Source organism: Vibrio pomeroyi (assembly GCF_024347595.1).
GTDB classification, from domain to species: domain Bacteria; phylum Pseudomonadota; class Gammaproteobacteria; order Enterobacterales; family Vibrionaceae; genus Vibrio; species Vibrio pomeroyi.
Genome location: NZ_AP025506.1, coordinates 1,485,296 through 1,507,206 on the forward strand (window position 1 = coordinate 1,485,296; position 21,911 = coordinate 1,507,206).

General features: G+C 44.7%; 25 protein-coding genes and 1 pseudogene. 10 read left to right on the forward strand and 16 right to left on the reverse strand.

Annotated elements, in window-relative coordinates:
• The first annotated feature begins 50 nt into the window (after window positions 1-50).
• Window positions 51-1,862 (forward strand): PLP-dependent transferase, encoded by a 1,812-nt coding sequence (locus OCV12_RS06605; RefSeq protein WP_261885681.1) that lies wholly within the window; start codon window positions 51-53, stop codon window positions 1,860-1,862.
• A gap of 151 nt (window positions 1,863-2,013) precedes the next feature.
• Here the strand turns inward: OCV12_RS06605 and OCV12_RS06610 are convergent, their stop codons facing one another.
• From OCV12_RS06610 to OCV12_RS06620, 3 genes are all read right to left on the reverse strand, one after another.
• The gene (locus OCV12_RS06610) at window positions 2,014-2,469 is read right to left on the reverse strand and encodes a GNAT family N-acetyltransferase (RefSeq protein WP_261885682.1); all 456 of its coding nucleotides are present in this window, start codon (window positions 2,467-2,469) and stop codon (window positions 2,014-2,016) included.
• Window positions 2,470-2,545: 76 nt separating this feature from the next.
• Window positions 2,546-3,337, reverse strand: a complete 792-nt coding sequence (locus tag OCV12_RS06615) for a helix-turn-helix domain-containing protein (protein ID WP_261885683.1) — start codon at window positions 3,335-3,337, stop codon at window positions 2,546-2,548.
• A gap of 7 nt (window positions 3,338-3,344) precedes the next feature.
• Entirely contained in the window at window positions 3,345-3,587 is a 243-nt protein-coding gene (locus tag OCV12_RS06620; RefSeq protein ID WP_261885684.1) for a hypothetical protein, read from the reverse strand.
• 253 nt (window positions 3,588-3,840) lie between these two features.
• On the opposite strand from OCV12_RS06620, the gene OCV12_RS06625 reads away from it, so the two are divergent.
• Window positions 3,841-5,277, forward strand: coding sequence for an amidohydrolase family protein (locus OCV12_RS06625; protein ID WP_261885685.1), 1,437 nt, complete (start codon window positions 3,841-3,843; stop codon window positions 5,275-5,277).
• 86 nt (window positions 5,278-5,363) lie between these two features.
• Here OCV12_RS06625 and OCV12_RS24905 read toward each other — a convergent pair whose 3' ends face one another.
• The 6 genes and pseudogenes from OCV12_RS24905 to OCV12_RS06655 form a co-directional block, all read right to left on the reverse strand.
• Window positions 5,364-5,882 carry a prepilin-type N-terminal cleavage/methylation domain-containing protein gene (locus tag OCV12_RS24905; RefSeq protein WP_315972796.1) on the reverse strand — a complete coding sequence of 173 codons (519 nt, stop codon included), beginning with the start codon at window positions 5,880-5,882 and terminating at the stop codon, window positions 5,364-5,366.
• Between the two features lie 138 nt (window positions 5,883-6,020).
• A complete protein-coding gene (locus tag OCV12_RS06635; protein ID WP_261885686.1) occupies window positions 6,021-8,063 on the reverse strand; it encodes an FUSC family protein in 2,043 nt (680 codons plus the stop codon).
• A gap of 102 nt (window positions 8,064-8,165) precedes the next feature.
• Window positions 8,166-8,794 (reverse strand): annotated as a pseudogene (locus OCV12_RS06640) (glutathione S-transferase N-terminal domain-containing protein).
• Between the two features lie 14 nt (window positions 8,795-8,808).
• Entirely contained in the window at window positions 8,809-10,011 is a 1,203-nt protein-coding gene (locus tag OCV12_RS06645; protein ID WP_261885687.1) for an MFS transporter, read from the reverse strand.
• Between the two features lie 166 nt (window positions 10,012-10,177).
• Window positions 10,178-10,903 (reverse strand): metallophosphoesterase family protein, encoded by a 726-nt coding sequence (locus tag OCV12_RS06650; RefSeq protein WP_261885688.1) that lies wholly within the window; start codon window positions 10,901-10,903, stop codon window positions 10,178-10,180.
• Between the two features lie 87 nt (window positions 10,904-10,990).
• Window positions 10,991-11,494 carry a YcxB family protein gene (locus OCV12_RS06655; protein ID WP_261885689.1) on the reverse strand — a complete coding sequence of 168 codons (504 nt, stop codon included), beginning with the start codon at window positions 11,492-11,494 and terminating at the stop codon, window positions 10,991-10,993.
• 326 nt (window positions 11,495-11,820) lie between these two features.
• On the opposite strand from OCV12_RS06655, the gene OCV12_RS06660 reads away from it, so the two are divergent.
• Together OCV12_RS06660 and OCV12_RS06665 are read left to right on the forward strand one after the other, a co-directional pair.
• Window positions 11,821-12,165 (forward strand): antibiotic biosynthesis monooxygenase family protein, encoded by a 345-nt coding sequence (locus OCV12_RS06660; RefSeq protein WP_261885690.1) that lies wholly within the window; start codon window positions 11,821-11,823, stop codon window positions 12,163-12,165.
• Window positions 12,166-12,295: 130 nt separating this feature from the next.
• Window positions 12,296-13,003 (forward strand): winged helix-turn-helix domain-containing protein, encoded by a 708-nt coding sequence (locus OCV12_RS06665; RefSeq protein ID WP_261885691.1) that lies wholly within the window; start codon window positions 12,296-12,298, stop codon window positions 13,001-13,003.
• A 45-nt stretch (window positions 13,004-13,048) separates the two neighbouring features.
• Here OCV12_RS06665 and OCV12_RS06670 read toward each other — a convergent pair whose 3' ends face one another.
• A complete protein-coding gene (locus tag OCV12_RS06670; RefSeq protein WP_261885692.1) occupies window positions 13,049-14,146 on the reverse strand; it encodes a nickel/cobalt transporter in 1,098 nt (365 codons plus the stop codon).
• A 92-nt stretch (window positions 14,147-14,238) separates the two neighbouring features.
• Window positions 14,239-14,961, reverse strand: coding sequence for a DUF1007 family protein (locus tag OCV12_RS06675; protein ID WP_261885693.1), 723 nt, complete (start codon window positions 14,959-14,961; stop codon window positions 14,239-14,241).
• A gap of 318 nt (window positions 14,962-15,279) precedes the next feature.
• Between OCV12_RS06675 and rcnR the strand changes: the two genes are divergently transcribed.
• Window positions 15,280-15,555, forward strand: a complete 276-nt coding sequence (gene rcnR / locus OCV12_RS06680; RefSeq protein ID WP_261885694.1) for a Ni(II)/Co(II)-binding transcriptional repressor RcnR — start codon at window positions 15,280-15,282, stop codon at window positions 15,553-15,555.
• Between the two features lie 9 nt (window positions 15,556-15,564).
• On the opposite strand, the gene OCV12_RS06685 is transcribed toward rcnR, so the two are convergent.
• The 3 genes from OCV12_RS06685 to OCV12_RS06695 form a co-directional block, all read right to left on the reverse strand.
• Entirely contained in the window at window positions 15,565-15,744 is a 180-nt protein-coding gene (locus OCV12_RS06685; protein WP_176681438.1) for a DUF1289 domain-containing protein, read from the reverse strand.
• Window positions 15,745-15,776: 32 nt separating this feature from the next.
• On the reverse strand, window positions 15,777-16,214 hold the full coding sequence (locus OCV12_RS06690) for a hypothetical protein (protein WP_261885695.1): 438 nt from the start codon (window positions 16,212-16,214) through the stop codon (window positions 15,777-15,779).
• 245 nt (window positions 16,215-16,459) lie between these two features.
• Window positions 16,460-16,957 (reverse strand): GlcG/HbpS family heme-binding protein, encoded by a 498-nt coding sequence (locus OCV12_RS06695; RefSeq protein ID WP_261885696.1) that lies wholly within the window; start codon window positions 16,955-16,957, stop codon window positions 16,460-16,462.
• A gap of 225 nt (window positions 16,958-17,182) precedes the next feature.
• Between OCV12_RS06695 and OCV12_RS06700 the strand changes: the two genes are divergently transcribed.
• Window positions 17,183-17,857, forward strand: a complete 675-nt coding sequence (locus OCV12_RS06700) for a response regulator transcription factor (protein ID WP_261885697.1) — start codon at window positions 17,183-17,185, stop codon at window positions 17,855-17,857.
• On the forward strand, window positions 17,841-19,244 hold the full coding sequence (locus tag OCV12_RS06705; RefSeq protein ID WP_261885698.1) for a sensor histidine kinase: 1,404 nt from the start codon (window positions 17,841-17,843) through the stop codon (window positions 19,242-19,244). Before OCV12_RS06700 ends, OCV12_RS06705 begins: the two co-directional genes overlap by 17 nt.
• A 32-nt stretch (window positions 19,245-19,276) precedes the next feature.
• Here the strand turns inward: OCV12_RS06705 and OCV12_RS06710 are convergent, their stop codons facing one another.
• Window positions 19,277-20,101 (reverse strand): DMT family transporter, encoded by an 825-nt coding sequence (locus OCV12_RS06710; protein WP_261885699.1) that lies wholly within the window; start codon window positions 20,099-20,101, stop codon window positions 19,277-19,279.
• Window positions 20,102-20,340: 239 nt separating this feature from the next.
• On the opposite strand from OCV12_RS06710, the gene OCV12_RS06715 reads away from it, so the two are divergent.
• Both OCV12_RS06715 and nqrM read left to right on the forward strand, forming a co-directional pair.
• Window positions 20,341-20,787, forward strand: coding sequence for a NifB/NifX family molybdenum-iron cluster-binding protein (locus tag OCV12_RS06715; RefSeq protein WP_261885700.1), 447 nt, complete (start codon window positions 20,341-20,343; stop codon window positions 20,785-20,787).
• Window positions 20,784-20,981 carry a (Na+)-NQR maturation NqrM gene (gene nqrM, locus OCV12_RS06720; RefSeq protein WP_261885701.1) on the forward strand — a complete coding sequence of 66 codons (198 nt, stop codon included), beginning with the start codon at window positions 20,784-20,786 and terminating at the stop codon, window positions 20,979-20,981. The genes OCV12_RS06715 and nqrM overlap by 4 nt, the downstream gene beginning before the upstream one ends.
• A gap of 43 nt (window positions 20,982-21,024) precedes the next feature.
• Here nqrM and OCV12_RS06725 read toward each other — a convergent pair whose 3' ends face one another.
• The gene (locus OCV12_RS06725; protein ID WP_017096978.1) at window positions 21,025-21,303 is read right to left on the reverse strand and encodes a DUF134 domain-containing protein; all 279 of its coding nucleotides are present in this window, start codon (window positions 21,301-21,303) and stop codon (window positions 21,025-21,027) included.
• A 44-nt stretch (window positions 21,304-21,347) separates the two neighbouring features.
• Here OCV12_RS06725 and OCV12_RS06730 point away from each other — a divergent pair, with 44 nt between their 5' ends.
• Complete coding sequence (locus tag OCV12_RS06730) at window positions 21,348-21,761, forward strand: PaaI family thioesterase (RefSeq protein ID WP_261885702.1); 414 nt, start codon at window positions 21,348-21,350, stop codon at window positions 21,759-21,761.
• Window positions 21,762-21,911: the final 150 nt, after the last annotated feature.

Genomic DNA, 21,911 nt, shown 5'->3' on the forward strand with positions numbered 1-21,911 from the left:
AGCACCCGCGAAAAACTAAAATTAAAGGAGGTATAACCAAGGACTGAACTATGAACACGTCAACTCAACTTAGCCCGCTGCGTAAAACCACCAAACACGAACAAGCAGAAGCCCTTGCTATTGAGCAGGCAAAGCATTTTGGTATCGACCCAAATAGTGATTACGGCGTCACGCTGATTGAACTGGCGACGACCTTGTACAAAGCTAATACCAAGACTCACGACCTTTGGGCATTGACCGTTGATGGACTTTCAGAACTCGACAAGAGTGACCGAATCGCTTGGTTTAACGCCAAACGTTTTTTGTCTTTCCAGATCGCGAAGATCCTCGACAACCTGCAAAACCCAATGCGTGCGACTTACCAATCCATTGCCACCAACAATGGTAATTTTGCCTCTAAAGGTGCGTATCCTATCTTCGATAATGTTGCTGCTATATTTTCCGCTAGCCCTGTGATTACACGCACCGCGACCTATTTGTTTGCGTGTACAGAATGGATTGAAGATGCGTTCAACGGTAAAGAACCACTGCACGATATTTACTCTCGACTGCTTAATCCAACCTCAATCTCACTGGCTAACCACATGGTTGATATTGAGGCCGGTTCTAGAGCCAATGAGTACCTCGCATGGAACTTTAACTCGGGGATGGCGGCTATTGATGGGTTGTTGAGCCATTTGCTCGGGCATGAAGACATAGTCTTGGCCTCACGCAACATCTATGGCGGTTCTTATCAGTTGTTGGAAGATTGGTTTGGCAAGCCTTCGAACTTGAATGTCGCGGTAGAGTGGGTGGATGGTTACTCCGGAGATGAGTTTGCGACTTGCCTTGATGAGGTTGCTGACAAATACGCAGATCGCCTCGCCGCGGGTAAGAAAATCTACGTTTACCTTGAGTCACCGTGTAACCCACATGGATACGTGTTAGATGTCGCCAGTATCAGTAAAGCTGGTCACTCTCGTGGTTGGGATGTGATTGTCGACTCAACAGTGGGTACGCCATTGCTTCATCCTGTGCTCAAACGTGATGATGTGATGGAAAGGCCAGATTATGTGATTCACTCCTACACCAAAGAATTAGCGGGTTCAGGCACTACAACGGCTGGCGTAGTCATTGGTCGTAACGAGACGATGTTTGTACCAAAAGGAGAGGATGTGACTTTCACCAAACCCAATGGTGATGAGGCGACGATTCCATGGAACGAAACCTTGTTTTGGAATGTGTATTACATTAAAGGCGCGTTCTTAGATGCAGACAAAGCGTTCGAAGTGCTCAATGGTATGAAAACCTATGAGATGCGTGTGGTGCAAAAAACCATTAATACACTGACTCTCGCAAAGATCTTTGATGCTCATCCAGATATCAATGTGTCGTGTCCAGCTTTGCCAGACAGCAATAACTATGAACACTGCCAGAACAACATGTACTTGGGGCTACCAGCCGCGTTGTTTACCATCGATATGGAAGGAAACGGTAATCGTGCGCCAATCAATCGAGATGGGTTTAAACAGTTCTTCGACATGCTTGAGCCCGCAATCGGGATGCAAGTGAGCTTAGGGCAAACCAATACGGTAGCGCTGTGCCCAGCATTGACCACGCATTCAGAACTCAGCGATGAGGCACTCAATGAAGCGGGCATCAAACCGACCACAATGCGTATCTCGATTGGGTTGGAAGATCCTCGCATGTTCATTGCTCATATTGTCGAGGCCGCTAAATTGTCGATTGACCGTAAACACAGCGACTTTTCATCGAGCTTCCCGAGTAACGAGCGTATCGACGAAATCTATATGCAAACCTATATGGATGTACACCAGAGGTTTGTTCAGAGCTTGCCGAAGTTCGGTCAACTTACTCAGTAAGTTAGGTCAAGAAGCCTAGCCAGTGAAGTAGGGTAGTTGTAACTGTTAAGGAATAGCTATATCGCTAGATAGAAAAAAAGGCCTCGCGTGCGCGAGGCCTTTTGAGTGTCAGATAATGACTATAGAGTAATCCCGAATAGATAGTTTACGATTAACTTTCTTTCTCAAAAAACACCCGAACAAAACCAAAATCAGGATCCGACTCCTTACGAGAAATCGTCCAGCCATTTTTAAGGTAAAAGTTCATTGCTTGAGTATTGGCCTCAAAGGTTTCAAGTGTTGGTTTGAGGTGGTTACTGAGGATTTTGGCCTTAGCAAACGACAGTAACATCGCACCAATTCCTTTACGCTGCTGTGCTGGCGATACCATCATAATGTGGATTAGGTCATCAATAACGACGACGTAACCAATGGCAGATTCGCTGTCATCGACGGCTACAAAGGTATTGCCAATATGCTTGTCAATTTCATCGTCACTAGCACCACTTGATAGGTAGCCATTGACCATTTCCTCACCCATAAAGCTTGTGTAGCACGAGCTAATGGCACGCTTGGATAGCTCTTTCAGAGAGTGAGCATCACTCAAATTTGCTTGTCTAATTTTCATTTTTTATAACCCGCTAGTCACCATAAGGCTAATCTACCCTTTGTGGTTCTGGAAAAATTGAACAAATGCGGCATGATCAATTACTGAAGTCACCAAACAGGTCAATAGAAAGATGCTTCTCGATTAAGTAACGCTTGGGTGTCACGCCAATCGCTTTCTTTAATTGTCGTATGAGGTGGGGCTGGTCACTGAAACCGAAGCGGTAGGCAAGGTCGCTCCAATCAATCTTTTCATTTTGCTCTTGGTAGATAGCCCATATAAGACGATCCATCTTCACCATTTGCTCATACTGTTTGAGCGACAAACCAGTGACTAATGCAAATTGTCGTTCTAATGTGCGCCTAGACATTGGCAACAAATCGAGGCTTTTGCCTTCGTTGATGTACAAGCGAGCCTCATGAACACTTTTCCATATTCGCTGCTCATCAATGGGTGGAAGAGATAGCAACTGTGACTCTATGATATGGGCTGCTGCGTCCGGGCAATTGATATCCATTTCATCTTGCCATTGAAAACAAGAAGGGAGAGGTTGAATGAGCTTCTGATTAGCGCTCTCCGCTCGCATCAAACCTAAGCCAAAAGCACCATCAGGAAAAAACTTCACACCTAAAAGCTGACGCGGATGCAGATCATCAACATAAAGTTCTTCAGTGTATGCAGAGAGCCAGTGTCCACCTTGAACCTCTAATTCGAATCCGTTCTTTCGGTAAACATGTTTGTCTTCCGGCGGAGACAGGATGGCATTAGCAGAAGGATTAGGAAGCAGCAGAGCAGACTGTTGGCTCGGCTCAGTGACTTGCAATGCCCAAATATACTCAACATATGGCGCGAGAAGGTCTGATGTGGGCTTGATTTTCCAGGTATTCATTCGTTGATTATTTCGGCTGGTGGCCTGTCTTTTTCGCAAGCTCTTGCATAGCCTCGGCAAAGGTTGTTGTGCCGCCTTTCGCTTTAACTTGAACGACTTTATAGCCGAGGTTTTCCAGTGCTTGGCGCTCCGCTAAAACCGCTTTATCGTCTGGTTGACTGCTTTGTACAGGCTGATGAATGTAACACCCTTCGAGTTGACCATCTTCGACCAGTTGGTGGTGTTTCAGTGCATTGATATCAAAATTCATAGTCAGTCTTTTCGTTTAAATGGAGTCTCTGTGGCAAAGGCCGTGAGTCTTTATAATTGATTGTTTGTACCATACGGCATTTTAACCACAAGAAGCTAGTGTGAATACAGTAATTAGATACCAAGAAGTCAATCTCAATACTTTTGCTTAACCGAACGTGAACGCGTGTCATCAAATGGCAATTAACGCTTTTTACTGGTGGGTAATATGGCGTCAGATTTCAGAGCACCACTACTAACTAAGAGAGTATTTTATGTTCAAGAAAACACTGATTGCCGCTTCTTTAGCTATGACAGCTGCTTACTCAATCGCTGCCCCAGCGCCCGTTAAAGAAACGGCACCAGTCGCTGCAGTAGCGCCTCAAGTTGTTGTCTTTAAGAACGTTAATGTTTTCAACGGAACTGAAAATAAACTGTATAAGAACCACTCGGTTGTCGTCACAGATAACAAGATCACCGCTATCACCAAAGGCGAGGCTGATATTCCAGCAGATGCTCAAGTGATTGATGGTGAAGGTCGTACACTGATGCCAGCCTTAATTGATGCGCACATGCACTTAACCATTCCAAAAGGTTTGCTAGGTACTGATGATATGCGCTGGACAGAGATAGCTATCCACGGCCAAGAGTTCGCAGAAATGTATCTAGATATGGGCTTCGGTACGATTCGTGATGTAGGTGGTGCTGATGGTTCATGGACTGATATGGAACGTGACGGTCGCTTAAAAGAAGTACCGCGTATTTACGCATCGGGCGCCCCAATTGCACCTATCGGTTCGCATGCCGATGTTGGTTTACAGTCTCGTCGTCTTACTGATTCACCACAGAACTTGGAAATCCTCAATATCATGAGTAACGCGAATGGTGTTGAAGAGATTAAAGAGCAAGCTCGATACAACTATCGTCAGGGGGCACAGTTCACTAAGGTGTTCCAATCGGGTGGTGTGTCTTCGAAGTTTGACCCATGGCAGTACAACTCTTATCTAGACGATGAGATGAAAGCCGCGGTGGCGATAGCAGAATCTTATGGTTCTTACGTTGCAACGCACGTGTATTCTGAGCAAGCGATGCATCAAGCGCTCGACCTAGGTGTGAAAACTCTAGAGCATGGCTTCATGTTTAAAGCGGAGATGGCGGATAAGTTCAATAAAGAGGGAGCGTTCATTGCCACGAACCTCACCGCATTTTCGCCGGATCTCGCGACCATTCCAGTGGTACAAGATCCTCTGATTCAGAAGAAGCTAGCGTCGGCACAAGCGGCGTTTGGTAGCTACCAGAAAGAGATGAAAGCCGCAGAAGACGCAGGATTTGATCGCCGTGCCTTCAACGTAGATTGTGTAGGCGTTGCAGATACATGTGTTAAGCAGATTGCTCACGAGATTTGGTTGAACGCAGATATGTTCGGTAACTTCTCTGCGCTGCGTGCCATGACATCGACATCGGGTCGTATCTCTGCCGAGCTAATGCAACCATGGATTGACCCATACTCAGATGCAAAATTGGGCGTGATTGAAGTGGGTGCATACGCGGATATCCTACTTATCGATGGTAACCCACTGGAAGACATTACACTGGTTGGTGGTCGTGATACTTGGTTTGGTGAAGGTAACGATGCCAAGAAAGATGGTTCTCACCTAACGGAAATGGACCTTATCATGAAAGACGGTAAGATCTTTAAGAACACACTTTAAGATCGAACACCAAAAAGTCCGGCGAATTAACCGGACTTTTTTGTTTTTTGGAGTATCACCCTGAAAGTTGGGATACTCCTTCTGTATTAACAGCCTTGAGTGGAATCGTAGTATTGGGGCTCGCTCAAAGTGCTAAACAAAGAGTAATGGAATAAGCAATAAGTAGAGATATCTCGAGGTATATTTGTGGTGCCTCTGGGAATGAAATAGAGAATTTTTTGGCCTTGGTTAGTAGGCGACCGATCATAAACGCCCCAATCCTCTAGGGGTATATCAGAGTATTCTATTAATTGCTCCGAAGAAAAATTAATCACTTTAACAATGTTGTCGTAGGTTGGCTTGATATAGCCCCACTGAGTATCAACAGGTACTCCATTAAAGGTCACACTACCTGCGGATAACTTTTCTTGCCCTTCAATAACCGCTTGAGAATAAACCAGTTGGTTGGCTTCTTTTACACTTGCGCCTAATCCACGTAACGATGCTATTTTCGCATCGGAACTGAGGTTTAAGAACCTCGGCGCTGCGATGACTGCAAGTACGCCCAAAACAACGATAACCACAACCAGTTCAATGACTGTAAACCCTTTACGACTCTTCAACACTGCTTCGGTCCTGCCCAAATTTACGAACCAAGGATCATACCGTGTGTTGCATATCCCTTTGAGAATATAAACAACTTATGAATGGATCCTGATTCGGAACATTCAGAGATGGGACTTTTAACTCAATAACGCGGACATTTAAGGCTTTAAGTTACGCCTAACTAAGTCGTGCATTTGTTTTATTGTCATCAATGCCAACCAGATGATTTCTTCTACCGAGCGTTGACCCGTTGTGGAAGTGGGTTGGTCGGCATCGGTTTTATTGGTTAGCGCGGGTAGCTCATGGACGCGATTATCAAGAATGGTGTTGATCAACGCGTCCATCGCATCATGAATTAAGCGCTCGACTTGCTGAGTGCCTTGGTATTGCGTGCCTGTTCTGATGAGTGGAATCAGCAAGCAGAGATAGTGGCTCAACAATCGATAGTGACTCAGCATATCCTCGTAATAATGGGGATCGGCGCGAGTGTGCCTTGGCTCTTGCTGCATCTCATTGTAAATCAGCTCAAGGTCGCTCTCTGCTGTGAGCATCGCAGCACGTTGCTTAGTTAAGTCCATGTGGTCGCGTTGTTCGGGGGCGACTTGCAGTTGTTCATAGCAATACACAAACAAGCTTTTTGAACTGTTCAGAGCCGTTAGCGCTTGATTGTGGATCTCTTTCCCTCGCCACTGTGGCCACAACAAACCATAACCGAGTAACACAATGGCACCACCGACGATGTTGTCGATCAAACGTGGCGCTGCGAAGTCGAGCCCTTGGTGCGCCATGGTTTGATAAATCAAAATCAATAGCGCGGTAATACAACCAATGGCGAGCGAGTAATTTCGCATGATGTTAAGCATCGCGACGGGCAAGAGGATGACAATTAACGTATACATCGCGGTCGTTGGTACGCCAATCTGAATCAAGGAAGTCGCAAAGAGTACGCCAAGCGCCGTACCCAAACAGCGTTGCCAAGTCTTACTGCGAGTCGCCAAGAAGCTTGGCTGAATCACCATGAGCATCGAAATCAATACCCAGTCAAGGCGGATCAAATCAAAGTATTCGGCAACCCCAGCACCAAGCGCGAACATTAAACCTACACGGGTAACATGACGCCAAATAGGGTTGCTTCGGCCTGGCAGACGGAATGACAATTCGAACGGTTGCACTTCAAAAGAACGCTCATATGCGGGTTCATTAAGCTCAATACGACGAGAAATATGCTTCACAGCGTAGGCCCAATAACGAAAACGGGGTTGGTCTTCAAGCTTGACCGCTTCAATCAAGTCATTGGCTTCTTGCTCTAATGAGCTCAAGTGCTTCATCTCTTCGTTCGTGTTGTGCAACAGCTGTTTGGCTTTATGTCTTAATCGTTGCTGGCAATGTTGGCTCCAAACCAATAACAAATCTCGCTTTTGTTTACTTGATTGAAATTGGCTTAATAGGTCGGGGTTCGTGGTGTGACTGCTCAGTATCACTTCAAAGGTATCAAGAGCAAGGAACAAGGCTTGTCGGAGCGAGTTTGCATCTTCGTGTTTAGAGCGAAAAGATTCAGATTGAAGCGCCTGTTGGAACAACTCGATAAGCTGGTATTTGATGCGTCTTTTTGGCGCTTCATTTTCGCCTCCTAACAAGAAGGCTTGGCGATATTGGATGTAGTCTGCCAACGTCTCGTAAATTGCAGATAGACACACACGCAGCGCATAGTGTTTCCACAGGGCAAACCAAAGCCAACTAAATAGAGCAAAAGTAAGAGGGCCCAGTACCAGCATTGGGTACAAGCTTAGCGCTGTGTTGGAATTATGAAGTGATAGGGTAACGACAGCAATCAGGAGGCTAGACATGCCGAGTCGTGCCCAAAATGGACCGTTGACCGCAGCACTGGCAAGTAAAGCACCCAATGCACCATAGGTTAACCATAAAGGCAGCCCACTGATCAGTAGGATGTAACTGACGGCTAAAGTGATTGCCCAAGCGGTTGTGGTAATCGCAAAACGTGTCCACCGCCTTGGGCCTGCAGCATCAAGGCCACTAATCAAAGCGGCAGGCATGGTCATGAGTGCGGTCATGGCAATACTGATGTGATTCGACAGCAACCCTAAGCCGAAAAATAGCACAATAGCACTGGTGGCGCGAAGCCCTAGGTTAATCGAAGGGGAGTACCAGATTTTACGCAGAATGGCAGGAGAAAACGTCATAGACCCTCTTTACTTGCTATGTCTCATTCAGTGTAACGCCAAACTTCTACATTGTGCTGGTTTCAATCACAGATTGATAAATTGAAGCGCTGTAACACTCTTCTATTGGCATAGCTCGCAATAGCTTGGTTTATTGGAGAGTGAATCAAGGCTTAACGTTGCCAATGTTTCTTTGAAAGGGGAGTTTTGTAAGGCGGTGGAGAGGGTGTCTATTTCTCTAGCTGAGAGCAAGCTCGTATGCCGGAACAGAACGTAATCTAATGCAACGTGTAGATATAACGTTGAGAAATCTGGCTGAAGTAAATCATGGGTGCTATTCAATTGTTTGATAAGTGATTGAACACTTCTTTGAATACCTTTCTTTCCTCTAACTGTCAGCACATTTTGTTCAGCTTCAAAGCGGCTCAATGCAGCGCAGCGAAATGCTACTTCCATGAGAGTCTTACTCATTCCTAATAACGAAATGCGTTCAGCATCACTCGTATTGGCTGTTGTGAGTATCTTTGTCGGATAAGCCTGTAATAGGAAAACGCAGATAGTTAAGCTTTCGGTGAGTGCAATACCATCATTAGTTTCAAGAACCGGTATAGTGCTAAATGGATTGATTGCGACTAATGCTTGGGGGGCTGCCATGGATCGACCCATTCAAGTTCCAGTGGTGCGTTACACAGGTAGGCAGTGGCCAACACCGCTCGTGAGAATGGCGAGGTATCATTTAAATACAGTTTCATGAGCGATTCCTTTGCTAAGAACTTATTTGAGCAGTGTTTAATCCCTGCTGTTTGGTTGATGTAAATGCAATGCAGAGTATTGATAAAATGAGCGCACTTGCACTGAGCATAAATAGGACGTTATAGCTGGTGAGTTGCGGGGCGTAATGAGCCATAACAAAGCCAACGGTGCCTTGCGAAACGGCAAAAGCCATTGTCATTGCTCCCCAAGATTTTGTGTGGAGTTGAGTGCCAACGAGTTCTAAGGTGTAAGTTGATACGAGTGTTACGATACCCGGAGTGAACATACCGACGAGTAGCGACGAAACAAAAAGTGCAACTTCACCTGTGTTCATTAACGGAAGTGCAACGCCAGTCGCCTTACAAATAAAGGCAGTTAATAGCGCTTTTTTGAGCCCAACCTTATCACCCAATACACCTGTCACTATCGGTCCAATCGCCGCTCCGATGCCAAATACGGCCCAATAAAAGCCGCCACTTGTAAAACTCATCCCCAACTCACGAACAATATAGTCGACCCAAAAAAGGGTATGAGGTAAGTAACCAATTGCGCTAAAGGTATAGGCTAAAAGTACAAATCGAATACTCGTACGTTTACGCTTAGATAAGTCCTTAAACGAAGCTGGGCTCATTGCACAATGACTCTGTTTAGGCTCAAGACTCCATGTTTTCCATGTCAGAACAGTTGCGACAAAAGCGATGGCTCCCATCCCTAACCATGCGCTTTCTACACTTTGATAGATAAGAAGAGGTATGATCGTTCCTGAGATCATGGCACCAAGCCCAATCCCTGAAAATACGACGCCACTGACTCTCGCTTTCATCTCTTTTGGGTGAAGGCTAGCGATCATCGGGGGAGCGAGCACCATAAGAATGGCTCCTGATATTCCTGCAATGGTTCTCAGTGTTAAAAACCATTCGAAGGGGGCAGACTTTAAGGAACAGCCAAGATAACTAAAGCTGCTCAATAACAGAGAGGCACGTATGAGTGTACCGGTTGAATAGTATCGCTGTAGAAAGCTTGAAGCGGGAGCTCCAAATATATAGCCTATCAGCGTTGCAGCGCCAAGGGTTGAGGCATCTTCACTTGAGAACCATCCGCTCTGTATGAGCACTGGCATCAAGGCAATGTAGGCAAAGCGGCCAATGCCATTCCCAACTAATGTTGCTGCAAATCCTGCAAAGGTAGCGCGGTTTAAGAGTTTTATTTGCTGCATGTCGCGCCTGATGTTTGTGTTTGTAACATCACGCTAACATTTTAGTTTGAGTGCTCTCAAATGAGTTTTTACTCTAATGTCTGGAGTTTGATGGCGATTTATATTCTCTGTAAGTATTGGATTCATCATTTACATTGGGGGTCATTCTTTTGAACTCAGTTCAATGTTAAAAATACACAGCCTGATAATCGATTGAATTAGCGGACAAACGAATTCGACTTAATCCTACCTTTTCGCTGCGATTGTATTCATTGATAGAGTGATCGAACCCATAGGCGGTTGAAGGTGCCATATATTGGGTTATTCCTTGTTGTTTGGCAGTTATTCCATCATGGCCGTGACCACAAATAACGTCACGCACGCGATACTTGCGAAGCACCTTCAGTACCTCGGTATCGTTTTCCAAACGGATCGCTTTCATCCACTCAGAACCGACAGGAATGATAGGGTGGTGGACAACAACAATGGGATCATCAGCCTTTCTTAGTTGCTGTTTTAGAAGAGCTATTCCACGGTTATTAATACGCCCTGAACCTAATGGATGTCGGTTATCAAGCGGCTTGTCGCTAGAGTCCAGAAATACAAACTCTCGTTTATTGATAATCGCTTTATCGGCGACGACAATCGTCGAGCCTTTTAGCTCAGTACGCATTAAGGAAGAGTCGTCATGGTTGCCCGCAATCGCGTAAATAGGCTTATCGTTAATGTGTTGCCTGATGAACGCTTCCAATCGAATGTAGTCACCCGGTTTGGGACTACAACAAATATCACCGGTCAGGAAAATGGTCTTACAGGTTGGATCGTTAGCGACGTGTTCCAAGGCTTTACGCAAGTTCTCGTAGCTGGATTCATCTGAAAGGTGGCAATCACTGATTTGGTATACGGTAGTCATTAGTGTTATCCGGTTATCCTATTCACTTTTCATAGGTGATAGAAAAATGCCTGCCAAATTGGCAGGCATTTATTGATGTTAGTTTGCTTAGGGCGTTTTAGGAGCGTTGGAAGCTTCGTGTTGTTGAATCATGAAGGCAATGGCTTCATCAGTTAAACAAGATTTACTTACATATTGGCGCTGTTTACCGATATGAAGGATAAAGCCGAGATCGGTCTGCTCAAGTTGGTCGATGTCAGTCCACGCGATAGTGTTGGTCGCTTTGTGGTTTTTGTAACTCACTCCGTTAACATCACCTTGGAAGACTATTTTACTGCCAGCGCCGGAGCTGATTTTTTGTCTCCACAACCACCAGGTTCTTTTGCAGTACACACTGAACGCTTCAATCACACTCAAAACAATAAAGAACCAACCAACGTAGCCGTTAGGTAAGAGTTCAAACTCTAGTAGAACCACACCAAAAATAAGAAACAGTATTCCCTTTAAATAGGCTTTTGGAAACTGAGTCGGAATGCTAGTTTGATCATAACACTCTGCAAAAAACGTCTTGTCGAGTGTGTATTCTGTGGTGAAACCGGGTTCTTTAGACATGTGTGGCTACTTTAAGGTTCTCTATAAATGGGCTTTCTATGGATGGTATCCATGCCGCGCTGTCGCAACTCGAGCATTGTATCGCTTCTCGATGCTTTTCTTTAGCGGTTTTAACCCTCTTTTGTAAATCAATAATACCGCAGGTGTTTGTTGAAGTTAGAGCTATGCACAACAGATTAGATAGTGCGTGACTTAGTTTATTATTTCGATGTTCTACAACAATAATGAGAAGAGACTAAAAGGTCATACTTCGCTTCATAACGAAGTGTCACAATTTCATGCCGTTATAATGTGCTTAACGATTAAATGAATGAGGTAGACAGACAATGATTGCAGTAATTTTTGAAGTGCAGGTCGCGGAAGGAAAAACGTCGGAATACTTGGATATAGCTAATGAGCTTAAGCCGCTGTTGTCTGATATCGATGGCTTTATCTCGATAGAACGCTTTCAAAGTTTGACCAATGAAGGCAAGGTGCTCTCTTTGTCATTTTGGCGAGATGAAGAGGCCATTCAAGCATGGCGAAATTTAGAATCACACAGATTTGCACAGTCTAAAGGGCGTGGCAGTGTATTTGAAAACTATCGGTTAAGAGTGGCGAGCGTAATGAGAGATTACGGAATGGATCATCGTTCAGAAGCGCCAAAAGACAGTGTTAAGATTCATGGCTAAGGTAAGTCATTTAAGGTACACAAGGTTTTTGAGGTATAAGAGGCACTTGACTGTAGCTCTGATGAGCGAATGATAGCTTAACGGAAATGACACATTGGTTTTCATCGACGAATTAATAGACGGTCCTAATTTGAGTAAACAAAATCCTTGTTCTACAGAGTCTGTAAACTATAGCCAAGAAACCGATATGGCAGCGCTTGCCGCCGATATGTCGGATACTTCACGGATGAAGATCCTATGTGCGCTAATGGATGGTAAAGCTTGGACGGCAACGGAACTCAGTGCCGTCGCTGAGATCGGAGCCTCAACAACCAGCGCTCATTTGTCTCGTCTTTTAAAAGCCAATCTTGTGACGTGTTTGTCGCAGGGGCGACATCGATACTTTCGCCTGTATAGCCATAGCATCGCGTCACTGCTTGAAACCATGATGGGCGTGACTTCGCAAGTCAGTAATCCATCCCACTCGAAAGTGCCTAAAGAGCTACTTAAAGCGAGAACTTGTTACGACCATTTGGCGGGCGAGGTCGCGGTGAAGTTGTACGACTCTCTGACAGCGAATGGCTGGATTGATAGTGAGGGCAGCGACCTTACTGCGCAGGGGAAAGAAAAACTCTTGGAGCTAGGTATCTTATTGGATGCGAAAACTAAGCGTAAGAAGTGTTGTCCTTGCTTAGATTGGAGTGAACGCAAGTTTCATGTGGGCGGTTATTTAGGCGCGTCTTTACTTAACTTCTTTGAAAGTCATCATTGGATTGAGAGGGGTCCGGGGTATCGTGAAGTGGTGATTACTCAAAAAGGATACCAAGAACTTCACAGGCATTTCCTTATAAATCAATAATGGTATTGGGCAGTAAACGAGCTGCCCGTTATTCGTCTCTACCAATTACATAGTAAACACAGGAGACATACCGCTGTCTTGTCCGCTCATTAGCAACAAGCCAATTAAGACAAGTAAAACACCACCAAATAGCTGTAAATAATGGCCTGCGGCTTTTAGTGACGCACTGTTATTTTCGTTACCGGCTGCCAAATAGCGTTTTACTAAGTTCTTACCTGTTAGTGTCATGATTGCAATCGTCGAGGTCGTGAATGCGGTACCTACCGCCATGGCGAATGCACTTAGAACGCCCATCCAATACAAGCCGACCATATTCGCGAACAACAGAACCATAATGGCACCTGTACACGGTCTTACGCCAATTGTAACGATGATTCCGGCGTATTCACGGAGCGTTGAAGCTTTGTTTATTGCGTCTGCATCGGCAACATGCTGGTGGCCGCATCCACAGTCGGCATGAGAATGCTCTGCGTGAGAGTGCTCTGCAGGTTGTAATGCGCTAGATGGATTCAACATCATTGAACCAGCAGATACTGATGAGCGAAGCGCCATTGGTGACTGGACTGAAATTGGCGAAGACGTATCAGTAGCTAATGTGGTGATGGCTTTCACTTTCAACTTTGGCTTACGCATCGTTGTATAGATATTTTTCAAAGCCTTCCAACAGATCAAAGCACCGACTACCGCGACTAACGCAAAGCTCAACGAGACAAACATATTGGCTTTGTCGTTCACCACTCGCATTGACGCGCTAAAGCCCCATAGCAATACACTCACCAGTAAGATTGCAACCAGCGCTTGTAAAAACGCAGAGACAACTGTGAGCACGAGACTCGCTTTCGCCTTAGTTGGGTGAGTTGCTAAGTAAGTGGACACGATAACCTTACCGTGGCCTGGGCCTAAAGAGTGAAGCATGCCGTAGACGAAGCTGAATCCGATGAGGTAGCTGCCTGCGCCCCAAGGGTTAGACTTGGCTTCATAGAGTAGGTCAGCAAGTTCTGAGTTAACTTCTCTTTGCCATTGGATACTAGAGATAACCAATGATGGCCACATAGACCAGAGTTGGTATGCGCCGACAGCAACCAGCAATAAAGCGCCAAGACCAATGAGGTAGTGATTTGTTTTGATTTTATTTTTCTGCATTTAACAAGAACCTGTATCAGAGACCTTTCTCATTGAGTGAGGTTTAATGAGTTTGAGTTAAGACGTTTTATGACTGAAACGACTCATTATGATTAAGAAGCTGGAACCGCAGCACAGTGAAGCTCAACCGATTGAGTAAACAGTTGGCCTAACGTGTTGTCTGGATCGGCATCGGCAGGTAAAGACATCGCATAGCTCATTTGTTCAGGTGTCGGGTTCGGTTCAATGATCTCCAACTGGCATTGTCTTGCGAGTGAAGACGATAAAGTCACATCGTTATTTGAGATCCACGACATATCGACGAAGTAACTCGGATCAAAAATCAGCACGCGAAGCGAGTCTCGGGTTACTTGTTTTGGTTTTGAAAGTGGCAGATCAAAAGTCAGTACCATCTTGGCTTTGTCACGCTCAAATTTGGCATGTTTAGCCACTTGATATTTGATTGGCTCTTCACCGTCGTAAAAGTAGGTGAAGTAGTGCTCGTACATCATGTTTTCGATGACAGATGCTGCAAGGTTTTTGTATGTCTCGACTTCTTTCTCTGGCGAGACATCTTCCCCGTCTAACATGTACATAGATGTCATGGCGTCGAAAGACCACTCCATTGAAAGGCCAGTGATCATGCCATTTTCGCCTTCTATGTGGGTTTTCATTTCAATCCAAGAATGCGGGTGAGCAGATAGGCTCGGCGCAAAAGAGAATAATGCCAACCAAAGAGGCAAGCGCTTAATAGAACGTAAGCCCGCTGAAAAACGGCTTACATAGCGCGTAGATAGGTGATTGAATGCGTTGGTTAGAACAAATAGCTGTTTCATGAGAACGAATGGTTATTTAGTTTAATGTTATATTATAACAATTCGTACCATTGTTCACTTCAAAATGTAAGTTTGTTTACTTCTAAATTGTCTCAATCCATGACTGTCTGTCTAATTCTCTTATCGCTATTAATCCGTTGAATAACGCTCGCCTCGGCATCAACTAAGTCAATGCTTGAGTGGCGCGCAGCTTGGTTTAGATCTTAAACGCGTTGACAGGATTACACACCAGATAGGCTTAGGAACTACCCCCCAGTATAGGTAAAGTGCTATATTACTTGTTAAATCTTTCTTCCAATCACATTGAGTAACAACGTTATGTCACACACAGCCAAAGATCAGAAAAAACTCAAGGCAAGAGTGAGCAAGATACAAGGTCAGGTTAATGGTCTTAAAAAGATGTTGGATGATGAAGAACAGCAATGTCAGGATGTATTACAACAGATTGCAGCCATTCGTGGCGCAGTGAATGGCTTGATGCGAGAAGTGATTAAAGGTCACCTGCTAGAGCATGTGGTGCTAGAAGATGACAAAATTCAGCGTGAAGAAGATATGGAAGTCGTGCTTAAAGTATTAGACTCTTATATCAAGTAACCGGCTTGGTTAATCTGCCTTCATTTGAGACTTTCTTTTCTGCAGTTCTTTCTTAAGAGTATTGATGGCGTAAGGCTTCATCGATTTCCAAGCCTTGCATTCTTCTCGGGTTCTCCCACACCCCAAGCACCATCCTTTACTGTTGGAAAAGTCGCACATATCAATACATGGGCTTTTTTGTTTTTTCATTTAGAGCCTGTCCTATTTAGAGTCGGTCTTCATTAAAGCCTGTCTAGAACTTTGTCGACACTTGCTTCAAGAGCACGTAATCGGTTGAATTCTTCGAACAAACGTTGTTCGAGGTTTTTAAAGTTTAGCGGAAGCGTTCGCTGACAAATGCCATAGCTGTTGTCTTGAGTTTTGTATCCCTTCCAACTTTCGATGCGGCTTTTTTCCAACTCTTTAAACTGACGTATAAATTCAGCTTGATCAGGGCAATCTTCCTCCGCATGCATGCAGATTGGGAAGGATTTCTGTTTTATTTGAGGGCCTTCAATAAAGGTCTCAAAGTGAACTCCGCCTTGGCTTTGGTTAAACCAGTTCTCTTTATAGAGTTGAAGATACTCACCACGGTTATAGATTTCCCAACCATCTTCAAACCAATTTGCGTTTCGTAGCATTTTCTCTAGGTTGCGGAACACACCCTTAACGTCTTTCATTCGGAAACTCTTCTCTGCTAATAGGGTTGCTAGGGGATACGAGATACATCGTTAAAAAACTATACTCCCCCTGAGTATAAAATACTACCCCCTAGTATATGTGGTTATTTGAAGTTCAGCGCTAAGAGAGGGGGGGAGTTGATTTGTATAAAGAAAAGCCCCGCAAGTGCGAGGCAATTTTAATTTGAGCAAGGAGGTTTAAGGCCTTTAGCTAGACAAGTAAGCACAGCTAAAAAAAAGGATTTTTAGAAGAACTTCTTGATTGCTTTTTCAGCACATGCGACATCTAAATGGCCACCCGGCGCACCGCCAACACCAATCGCACCAATCATCGCATTGTTCAATTGAACAGGAACGCCACCCGCTAGGAACAACAGGTTGTCGTCCATATTCTGCAAAGGTTGCATGATCGGCTTATCGGCGATGAGCTTCATCAAATTACCTGAAGGCTGCTTCATGCTTGCCACAGTGAACGCTTTTTTGCGAGAGCTATCAAGTGTATGGATGCCAGCGCCGTCAGAACGTAGTTGAGCAATTACATTGCCCGACAAATCAACAACAGTCGCAGAAACCTTGTAGCCATCTGCCTCGCATTGATTGACTGCTTCATGGGCAAGATTGAATGCGGCTTGTGTTGAAATTTGAGTGAAAGAGACCGTTTGTGTTTCTGCTGCCATTGCATTGTGAGAAAGGCTGAGGAAACCAAGGGTTGCTGCTAGTACTGTTAGTTTTGTCGTTTTCATGTTTACTCCGTTAAAGCATCTGTTATCAAAAATATCCGTTTTCAAGTTCCGAATACTATTTTTTACTTGTTTAGAAAGGGTGTTTTTATTCAACAGGTTCATATTAACGAACGCAGGATTACGAGGAGCTTTCTCGAACATTACAAAGTTGCAATGTTGGTTATATTCGAGAAAGGATATTGATAGAGTGTGTTTAGACCACGGCTAACAGATAAACGGACGTTAATGAAAATACTATTGATTGAGGACGATATTCATATCGCGAAGTTTTTGGTGAACGGTTTTCAGCAAGAAGGGATAACGGTGACCCACTCAGCGGATGGTGTTGATGGATTACACGAGGCCGTAACTGAAGAATGCGACGTGATCATTCTCGATATCATGTTACCGAAGAAAGATGGATTTGAAGTGCTTGCCGAGCTTCGAGGGCAGGGCTACGCGACGCCCGTCATCATATTAAGTGCCAAGCACTCGGTGGAAGAGCGTGTGCAAGGGCTGCAGTCCGGGGCTGATGATTATTTGGTGAAGCCTTTTGCATTTCCTGAGTTACTCGCTCGTTGTCAAACCTTGGTACGTCGAGTAAAGCAACCGACATCCCAACCATTAGAATTGCATTATGGTCCCCTAAGCCTAGACCTTCTAAAGCACATGCTACAAAGAGATCAACAAACGATCACCATCAATCAACGTGAGTTTATGTTGATGAAGCTACTGCTGGAAAACCCAGAGTCAGTGATGTCGAAAACGGCGATTCTTGAGCATGTTTGGGGACATCAGTTTGATCCGCAAACCAACGTTGTGGATGTACTGGTGTGCCGACTTCGCAGCAAAGTCGACAAGGGGTTTTCTAAGCCACTGATTCACACACTTCGAGGTGTTGGTTATGTCCTCAAGTCGTAGTATTGAACAGGCGCTTGCCAAAACTCAGAGACATTTATTGGTTCGCTTTATGTCGACTTTGCTGCTCTGCTTACTGCTGGTGGAGTTGATTGTGGGGGCTATCTTCTTTTTCGATCTCTATCAAACCGAGAAGAAGATCCTTACGTCTATGTCGACCGAGTATCAACGTATTTTGACTTATGATTCGAGTGAGCGATTGATTCATGTTTTAGAAGCCAATCCTCATCGGTTACTCGAAAACAACATTGCCGCTTATCAGGTTGAGAAGGGCATTTCATCTGATGGAAAATTCATCGCTGGTGCTCAAAACCTATCAATAGAACAACCTTTTTCCAGCTACCAAATTGATGAGAATCGCTCATGGTTGGAAAGCTTCATCTTTAGTCCCTATATGTCGTTATCTATTGAAGGAGAGCAGTTTGATTTCTGGTTGGTTTTGGATAACCGATCGAGGGACTATATTGCTTACAATCAATGGCTAATGACCTTGTATGCGTTACTTGCACTTGTGGCGGTTACTGCGGTGTTTACTCGTAAAATCATTCACAGTGCGATGTCGCCATTGATTACATTTGGCGATCTGCTCGATAAGTTGAAAAAAGGGCAGTTAGAACTTCCCAGCACTAGCACTCAGAAAGAAACCGAATCTGAAATACCACAAGGTCTTAACGTCATCAGTTCCAGTGTTCACACTGCGGTTGCGAAATTGCAGCACGTAACGACAACCTTGAATACGACAGTTGATGCGATTGCTCATGATATTCGAACCCCTTTATCTCGTATTACTTTGGCGTCTCAAACCGCACTACTGAACAACGCCGATGAGCAAGCAATGAAAGATGCATTGGCAGACTGTTCTGAACACGCAATGCAGGCAAGTAATATGCTAACTGCTTTGATGAAGCTGAACGATGAACTGACTGGCAAGCGAATACGCCATAAAGTATCGACTCAGTTATCAGATGTAATTGGTAATGTGGTGAGCTGGTATGAAGATGTGGCAGAAGATAAACAAATCGAGGTGGTGATTGAAGGTGAGCGTGACCTTATTGTTCAGTCCGATCCCGATAAATTGACTCAAGTCTTGGTCAATCTTATTGATAACGCGATTAAGTACACCGAGCCCGAAGGGAGAGTCACGGTAAAAGCGGAGCAAAGTGCAGAGGGAACGGTTGCGATAACCGTACAAGACACCGGTGTAGGCATAGAGCAGAAATATCAGGATCTGATTTTTGAACGACTTTACCGAGTCGACAGCAGTCGAAGTAATGTTGAGGGGTATGGCCTTGGGTTATCTTTGGCGCTTGCTATGGTCGAGAACCTCGAAGGCACTTTGAACGTGAAATCTGAGCTAGGTGTGGGGAGCACTTTCACGCTTACGCTTTGATAAGCGGGATCGCAGGTTGTCGTTTTTATTGGCTACGAAGGACGACGACCTTTGTAGGTAACGAGTAGGTTACCAAGCAACATCACCACGCCACCAATGATCAGAGCCAGCGTTAACGGTTCATCATAAAGCACAATTCCGACTACTGCGATAACAGGTAGCCTGAAAAAATCGAGTATCATCACCAGAGTGACTTCAGCGTTCTTCATGGCTTTGGTCAAACAATAATGAGCGGAGAGTGCAGATAGGGCGACGAGTGACAACCAAGCTGATTCAAGTGCTGAAGGAGTTTTCCATACTTGCCAAGACAGAATCAAGCCGATCGGCAGTTGGATTAAACACATGTAAAACAGGATGGTCAGCGGAGCCTCGGTGCTGGCTAATGATTTGGTCGACGTATGCGCGACCGCGTAACAAAATGCCGCGCACAACACGACAATAGCTCCGGCATTCATGACATCTTGAGTCGGTTGAACAATGATGACAACGCCGAATAACCCTAATGCGATAGCCATCATTTTCTTCAGTGTCAGGCTTTCACCCAGAAAGAGACTTGCCAAGAGAGCTGTCCAAAGTGGGACGGTGAATTCAAGCGCGAACACTTCCGATAGGGGAAGTAATCCAATTCCAACAAACCAGCCAAACTGCCCTCCAAAGTGAAAGACATTACGCAGGCTATGTAAGCGGAGTCGCTTTGTCGAAAATAGTTCCTTTTGCTTGGCCGCGAAGATCAGAAATGACACCACGCATAAACCAATGACGCTTCTTACTAACAACACTTGATAAGTACTGATGTTACCGCTGAGCTCTCGTGCTCCAATAGCCATCAAACTGAATGACATCAGAGTGCCTATCATCCAAAGAATCGTTGATGAGATAGTGATTTCCTTATTGTGCGTGCCAGATCTCTATACTGAATGATTGTGCAGAGTTTAACCGCTGCATTCAATTGAAACCTATTGTTTAATCGGATTTTGCATACTTGCTATTAAGATCTCTACAAACAGTAAATCTAATTTTTCACACGATAGTTATTGGCATATGCTAATAACTAGGCGTATTCTGAACTCCTGACCATCAATAACAGGAAGTTACCATGTTATACGCAGTACCTTGCCGCGACCTTCATGTCGGCAACCATTTTGCTCGTTCTCCTCAGATAGCTATTGTCGATGAGCGACAACAAATCAAGCATCTTATCCCTTTGATTGAGTCAGATAGCCCGTGCAATAAGAAGAAACAATGGATGTCTGTCGTTAAATCTTACGATGTTAAGGCTGTGGTAGTTCGACACATTGGCAAGAAGATGTTGGCGCACTTGTTCAACAACGATATTCGTGTTTTTGCGTCTAAAGGGAAGGCGGAAGTGGCTACTTTGGACTTCAACAATCTGCAAGAAGTCACTGATCTCGATTATGGTCGCGAGTCGCGAAATAGCGGGTGTAGCAATAGAACGTGCGGCGAGAAAGGACACAAAAACGAACCGTCGATTCTTACGCCACAGTCGAACCAGTTCAATACTATTCGAGGTGTCCGTAAATGACTTTCTTACTCACGCTACTGGGTTTTGTTGGAATCGTTTTTCTGATGGCGATAGGTGTAATTTTTTCACACAAACCAATCAAAGGCAGTTGTGGAGGGCTCGCTCAGTTAGACATTGAGCGCGAATGCAATTGCAAGGATGTGTGCGAGGGGCAAAGCCGAAAGCTGTATCAGATTACTGAGCCATCACATTAATGTTCTTTGATAGCCTCTCGACAAGCAACGTGGAAGCTTCGGACTATGAGCCTTGAATTACTAATGCATGGCCGTTGACGATGCACTTAGCAACTTTGGTTCGTGCGCGTTTAATGATGTTGCCGAACGTTTGGCGCGACACCTGCATTTGCTCGGCGGCTTCAAGTTGGCTCAGACCTTCTTGATCCGCCAAACGCAAGGCTTCCAATTCTTCTAACAGCAGTTCTTCCTTATGAAGCTCATCCATAGGAACACCATTGGGCTTGAAACAAGAGTAAGCCGCACGGGTACATAATTGGCGATGTTTTTTTGGTCGAGCCATATCAATCTCTAAGAATCTAAGGGTAAAAAGGAATAAGGAAAAGTATGAAGGTTTTCATTCCTCACAATCATCGCCGTTGCCAAGTCTGCAGCCAAGGTTTTTTCGCAGACGGCCCCATTTGTTTTGAAGCCGTTGGCGTACATGAAGCTTCCTCTAAATATGAAGCTTTCGCTAAGATTGTACCAACAGATAAAGTCGAGGGCTACGATGGCATCATGCAGGGCGGTATTGTTACCACATTACACGACAGCGCGATGCTGCATTGTTTGTTTCAAAACAGTATCAATGCGATGACGGTGAGTTTAACGTCTCGCTTTCATCATCCAATCTTCATTGGTCAAGAGCTAGAAGTTCGCGCTCAATGGGTCAAAAGCAGACGCAACATTCACTTCTTAGAGAGCAAAATCACTCAGGACGGAACCTTGTGTTCGTCAGCACAAAGCCAGTTTATGTCTTAGGTTTACAGTCCAATATTTTGCAGAATAATTAGGGTTCTCTATAGTTAAAGTAACAACTATTAAAGCTAGGGCAGCATTGAATTTATCATAAACTCTTTTCATTTTTGAGGACGCTAAGGTGTGTTTGTTAGGCGAGCCTTTTCACTCGAT

Coding starts and splice junctions, on each gene's coding strand:
- OCV12_RS06670 (WP_261885692.1), bottom strand. CDS start 14,146: ATGCAGAAAAATAAAATCAAAACAAATCACTACCTCATTGGTCTTGGC.
- OCV12_RS06660 (WP_261885690.1), top strand. CDS start 11,821: ATGATTGCAGTAATTTTTGAAGTGCAGGTCGCGGAAGGAAAAACGTCG.
- OCV12_RS06715 (WP_261885700.1), top strand. CDS start 20,341: ATGTTATACGCAGTACCTTGCCGCGACCTTCATGTCGGCAACCATTTT.
- OCV12_RS06675 (WP_261885693.1), bottom strand. CDS start 14,961: ATGAAACAGCTATTTGTTCTAACCAACGCATTCAATCACCTATCTACG.
- OCV12_RS06700 (WP_261885697.1), top strand. CDS start 17,183: ATGAAAATACTATTGATTGAGGACGATATTCATATCGCGAAGTTTTTG.
- OCV12_RS06730 (WP_261885702.1), top strand. CDS start 21,348: ATGAAGGTTTTCATTCCTCACAATCATCGCCGTTGCCAAGTCTGCAGC.
- OCV12_RS06690 (WP_261885695.1), bottom strand. CDS start 16,214: ATGAAAGACGTTAAGGGTGTGTTCCGCAACCTAGAGAAAATGCTACGA.
- OCV12_RS06620 (WP_261885684.1), bottom strand. CDS start 3,587: ATGAATTTTGATATCAATGCACTGAAACACCACCAACTGGTCGAAGAT.
- OCV12_RS06710 (WP_261885699.1), bottom strand. CDS start 20,101: ATGATAGGCACTCTGATGTCATTCAGTTTGATGGCTATTGGAGCACGA.
- OCV12_RS06725 (WP_017096978.1), bottom strand. CDS start 21,303: ATGGCTCGACCAAAAAAACATCGCCAATTATGTACCCGTGCGGCTTAC.
- OCV12_RS06615 (WP_261885683.1), bottom strand. CDS start 3,337: ATGAATACCTGGAAAATCAAGCCCACATCAGACCTTCTCGCGCCATAT.
- nqrM (WP_261885701.1), top strand. CDS start 20,784: ATGACTTTCTTACTCACGCTACTGGGTTTTGTTGGAATCGTTTTTCTG.
- OCV12_RS06645 (WP_261885687.1), bottom strand. CDS start 10,011: ATGCAGCAAATAAAACTCTTAAACCGCGCTACCTTTGCAGGATTTGCA.
- OCV12_RS06610 (WP_261885682.1), bottom strand. CDS start 2,469: ATGAAAATTAGACAAGCAAATTTGAGTGATGCTCACTCTCTGAAAGAG.
- OCV12_RS06685 (WP_176681438.1), bottom strand. CDS start 15,744: ATGAAAAAACAAAAAAGCCCATGTATTGATATGTGCGACTTTTCCAAC.
- rcnR (WP_261885694.1), top strand. CDS start 15,280: ATGTCACACACAGCCAAAGATCAGAAAAAACTCAAGGCAAGAGTGAGC.
- OCV12_RS06650 (WP_261885688.1), bottom strand. CDS start 10,903: ATGACTACCGTATACCAAATCAGTGATTGCCACCTTTCAGATGAATCC.
- OCV12_RS06695 (WP_261885696.1), bottom strand. CDS start 16,957: ATGAAAACGACAAAACTAACAGTACTAGCAGCAACCCTTGGTTTCCTC.
- OCV12_RS06655 (WP_261885689.1), bottom strand. CDS start 11,494: ATGTCTAAAGAACCCGGTTTCACCACAGAATACACACTCGACAAGACG.
- OCV12_RS06605 (WP_261885681.1), top strand. CDS start 51: ATGAACACGTCAACTCAACTTAGCCCGCTGCGTAAAACCACCAAACAC.
- OCV12_RS06625 (WP_261885685.1), top strand. CDS start 3,841: ATGTTCAAGAAAACACTGATTGCCGCTTCTTTAGCTATGACAGCTGCT.
- OCV12_RS06635 (WP_261885686.1), bottom strand. CDS start 8,063: ATGACGTTTTCTCCTGCCATTCTGCGTAAAATCTGGTACTCCCCTTCG.
- OCV12_RS06705 (WP_261885698.1), top strand. CDS start 17,841: ATGTCCTCAAGTCGTAGTATTGAACAGGCGCTTGCCAAAACTCAGAGA.